This window comes from Crocosphaera sp. Alani8 (assembly GCF_038442745.1).
In the GTDB taxonomy this organism is placed as follows: Bacteria; Cyanobacteriota; Cyanobacteriia; order Cyanobacteriales; family Microcystaceae; genus Crocosphaera.
In genome coordinates, this window is sequence record NZ_JARVCN010000276.1 from 1 (window position 1) to 4,133 (window position 4,133).

Consider the following 4,133-nt stretch of genomic DNA (forward strand, 5'->3'; position numbering starts at 1 on the left):
ATTTCATCCCCATGTCTGAAGCCAGGGGCTTTCATGCTCCGATTTTCGGTAAAAAAAGTAGAAGTGCGATTGTTCAATAAGGATGGAGGAATCTGCTGTGGACGGTCTTTTCTAGCCCAATCTTCCATTTCAAAAACATCCGCTGCATACCCTGCTAAATGTCCCGAATTAATAGCTTGACTGACCGCTTCTTCGTCCACCACTGAACCCCGACAGGGATTGATTAAATAACTACCAGGAGGCATTTGAGCAATGGTATTAGGGTTGATTAAATGAAATGTCTCAGGTTGCAAGGGAACATTGAGAATTAGATATTTACTTTGTTTTAGTAATGATTGCCAAGAAAGTTTCTCAATCTTCCAAGTTCTCTCTAACTCAGCATCGAGAGGAATAGGATCACAATAAAACAAATTTGAGTCAAAACCGGCCAATCTTTGAGCCAAAGCTTTACCTAATTGACCCATACCTACAATACCGATATTTTGATTTTCTAACCCTGTACTGTATAGTTGCGATCGCCAACCTTGAAATTGACCACTACGAACGAGATCGTCTCCTTCCAACATTCTACGGCCGAGATTAATTAATAAACCTACTGTTAGCTCTGCGGTGGGTGCAGCCAGTAATTCGGGGACAATGGTAAACCAAATTTTTCGTTGGGTACAGGCTGCCACATCAAAGTTATCGTACCCTCGTAAGGCTCCTGCAATCACTTTTAACTGGGGACAGGCGGCTAAAAACTGGTCATCGATAGAGTCTGGCATAAACACCATCAACCCTTCGGCTTTTTCGGCACGACGGATAATTTCCGTGCGACTGATTGTTTCTTTGCTTTGGTTGGCAATGACGGTGGTGCGATCGCTTAATAGATCGATAATTTCTGGGTGTACCCAATGGGTGATAACAACTGTTGGCTTCATATTTCAATAAATTTTTCACGGAGAAAATTACTTAAGGTATCAACTAAAGTCACCATCAGTAAGACGACAATTAATAAAGCAGAAACTTCCTCGTATTTGAGTAAACGTAATGCGCCGATAATTTCAAAACCTATCCCTCCTGCACCAACAGCACCTAATACCATAGAAGCTCGGAAATTGTATTCCCAACGATAAAAAGCAACATCTGCCATTTGCGGAAACACTTGGGGTAAGATACTATGCCAAATGATTTGTAGTTCGTTGGCTCCAACTGCTCGCGCAGCTTCAACCGGAGCTTCGTCGGTATGTTCGATAGCTTCGGCAAAAAATTTACCCACCATCCCCACCGAATGTAATCCCAGTGCTAATACCCCTGGAAGTGTGCCAAACCCTACTGCTGCCACCAAAATAATGCCCAAAATAAGTTCTGGTACCGCTCTGGTAATGTTTAGTATCATCCTAGCTATCCAGAAACCTACGGGATGGGGAGTGGTATTTTTAGCTGCTAAAAAAGCGATGTGAAGGGATAAAGCGATCGCTAGGGCGGTTCCTGCGATACTCATGGCAATGGTATCTATTAACGGCTCGATCCAGTCTTTAGCACGGGTAAAATCGGGGGGTAACATTTCGGCCAACATTCCGAAAAAATCGGGGATTCCTTGGGAAATTCGCTCTAAATCCAGTAAGCCAACCAAGACAAAACTAAGAGCAACAATGGCTCCTACCAGAGAAATTTTGACTAACAATTCTAACCAAATTCTCTGTTGTCGTCGTAAAACCCCATCGTATTCTTTTCTCGAAGTTGTCATCTGCATACCTCGGTTGATTTTTTGAGAAGATTATTTGCTCAACTGAGCGAAATCTAAATCGAGAATTGCGCCTAATTCGCGCACCACGTCATAGTCTTGGTCTTGGATGGGGTCAAACCCTTGGGCTTTAAAAGGTTTAAGCACTTCTGGATCTTCCAATTCTGTAAAAGCTTGACTGATTTTTGTTTTCAGTTCAGGATCGAGATCAGAACGCATTGTCCAGGGATATTGAGGATAAGGCTTGGATTCAGCAATTATTACCACTTTATCTGGATCGATTGTTCCTTTTTCTACTAAGGATTCAAAAATAGGTTGACTTAAGCCTCCTGCTTGAGCGTTACCTTTTTCTACTGCAAGGGCGACAGCATCGTGTGCGCCTAAAAATACCTCCTCGTAGTTTTCTTTAACTTTCAATCCCTGTTCCGCTAACATGGATTTGGGAATTAAATGGCTAGAAGTGGATGCTTGGTCGCCGTAAGCCATTGTTTTGTCGGCAATGTCTTCAAAGCTGTCTATTCCTGCTTCTTTATTGCCGATAATCACCGCTTTATAAGTAGCGGAACCATCTTTATTCATGGCGGCAAAGGCTTCGATGTTGCTCTTGGTTTTTGCAAGCACATAGGAAAGGGGACCAAAATAAGCTAAGTCTAAGCGTCCTTTACTAGCTGCTTCTATCATCGAAGAGTAATCTGTACTGACAAATAATTCTACTTCTTTGTCTAATTGAGATTCTAGATAAGCTTCTAGTTTTTCATTGTTTTGAATGACGGTACTGGCTGATTCATCAGGTAAAAGAGCAACCACTAATTTACTGGGATTTGATGTAGTAGCGTTGCTATTAGAGTCGGTTTCTGAATTAGATTGATTAACCGAAGGATTACCACAGCCAACCAAAGCTAATAACGCTGTTAATCCTATGGCACTTAAACTGTTTTTAATGCTGAAAGTCATGGTTACTTAAACTCCTCAAAAGGAATAATTATTGAATCAAAAAATCAATTTAGGATGTTGTTGTTAAAGGCAAATTTTTATAAATTTCCTCTAACCCAAAGGATTTTAGTTCTTTGGGACCACCATCAAACACGACTTTTCCTTGCGCTACCCCAAGAATTCGGTCTGCATACTCTATGGCTAACTCAACTTGATGTAAACTAACTAAGAGTCCTAGTCCGTCTTCACGACAAATTTGGCGCAAAAAAGATAGCACTTTGCGAGAACTAGCGGGATCTAAACTTGCTACTGGTTCATCGGCTAAAATAAATTGTGGCTGTTGTGCTAATGCTCTGGCAATACCAATTCTCTGTTTTTCCCCTCCACTAAGTGCTTTGACTGGATTTAAAGCTTTGTTGAATAATCCAACTCTTTCGAGACAATCTAAAGCCAAATAACGTTCTTTTTTGGGCAGAGGAAGCAAACTACGGATAGTAGAATAATAGGCTAAACGTCCGAGGAGAACGTTTTGCAAAGCGGTATTGCGTTCAATTAGTTGGTGTTGTTGAAAAATAGTTCCTGTACGCCTACGATGTTCTCGTAGCACTTTTGGGTTTTTGATGTCCCCTAAACCTTCCACTAGAATTCGACCGGTGGTGGGTGCAGTTAGATAATTAATACATCCCAACAAGGTGGATTTTCCAGCTCCTGAAGAGCCTAAAAGCACCGTAAATTCCCCTCGAGCTAATTCCACAGAAACCCCTTCTACAGCCACAAAGCCATTAGGGTAAGTTACCCCCACGTTCTCTAAAAAGATCATTAGCTTAAACTGTTAAAGTCCATTTTGGATTGGGTTTATTAATTAGTCCCCACATTCGATAATAAAAAATTATCAGTCCTATTTCAAGGAAAGATTAAGAGTTAAAGAATTATTCTCTTTTTTCGGCTGATGGCTGATAGCTGAACACTTACAAACTAGCCAGTTTTATCGCCTGGTTACTATAGTTATTTATTAATCTTATTTTCAGGTATTAGTTAGCTTAAATTAAGCTTGGGGATTAATATTAGAATCATCTGTCAAATAATGAGGAAACCATTATGAGATTCACCAATGGATTAGCTCTTTTTTTAATTCTTTTTGTCGCTGTCGGTTGTAATAAGTAGGTGGGCATAAAAACACATGAACTAGCTAGTCGGATTTTTGAAGACGAATATGATTTGGCGATGGCTGTAATTGAGAGTGTGGAAACTCGCGCACAAGGATCACAACATAGCACAGAACGCTTGCTATTTAATTCTCCCTAGCTACTAATCATAAACGATTCAATCATCATCACCAATTATGAAAAGGGTTGATTTTTTAGTCAACGCATATTCTGAAACCTTGGTTTGATCCGTTTTTTCCAATTCTTGTCACCCCGTCAATCCCGACACTCACCCTATCGGGTAGAGTGCGGGGCTTCCCAACGAAAAG

Annotated in this window: 5 protein-coding genes; 1 reads left to right on the forward strand and 4 read right to left on the reverse strand. The window is 40.7% G+C overall.

All coding sequences use genetic code 11. The features are described from left to right. The 4 genes from P9B04_RS15505 to phnC all read right to left on the reverse strand — a co-directional run. The coding region (locus tag P9B04_RS15505) for a phosphonate dehydrogenase (protein ID WP_342055892.1) at window positions 1–920 on the reverse strand (920 nt) is incomplete at its 3' end. Continuing rightward, window positions 917–1,729 carry a phosphonate ABC transporter, permease protein PhnE gene (phnE, locus tag P9B04_RS15510; RefSeq protein WP_342055893.1) on the reverse strand — a complete coding sequence of 271 codons (813 nt, stop codon included), beginning with the start codon at window positions 1,727–1,729 and terminating at the stop codon, window positions 917–919. The genes P9B04_RS15505 and phnE, both read right to left, overlap by 4 nt. Before the next feature lie 30 nt (window positions 1,730–1,759). Beyond that, window positions 1,760–2,680 (reverse strand): phosphate/phosphite/phosphonate ABC transporter substrate-binding protein, encoded by a 921-nt coding sequence (phnD, locus tag P9B04_RS15515; protein ID WP_342055894.1) that lies wholly within the window; start codon window positions 2,678–2,680, stop codon window positions 1,760–1,762. A gap of 49 nt (window positions 2,681–2,729) precedes the next feature. Continuing rightward, window positions 2,730–3,479, reverse strand: coding sequence for a phosphonate ABC transporter ATP-binding protein (gene phnC / locus P9B04_RS15520; protein WP_342055895.1), 750 nt, complete (start codon window positions 3,477–3,479; stop codon window positions 2,730–2,732). Window positions 3,480–3,823: 344 nt separating this feature from the next. Between phnC and P9B04_RS15525 the strand changes: the two genes are divergently transcribed. Beyond that, window positions 3,824–3,964, forward strand: coding sequence for a hypothetical protein (locus tag P9B04_RS15525; protein ID WP_342055896.1), 141 nt, complete (start codon window positions 3,824–3,826; stop codon window positions 3,962–3,964). Window positions 3,965–4,133 lie beyond the last annotated feature (169 nt).

What these genes read in the sequence shown, in the direction of transcription:
- phnE (WP_342055893.1), bottom strand. Translation starts at nt 1,729, where the DNA reads ATGACAACTTCGAGAAAAGAATACGATGGGGTTTTACGACGACAACAG.
- phnD (WP_342055894.1), bottom strand. Translation starts at nt 2,680, where the DNA reads ATGACTTTCAGCATTAAAAACAGTTTAAGTGCCATAGGATTAACAGCG.
- phnC (WP_342055895.1), bottom strand. Translation starts at nt 3,479, where the DNA reads ATGATCTTTTTAGAGAACGTGGGGGTAACTTACCCTAATGGCTTTGTG.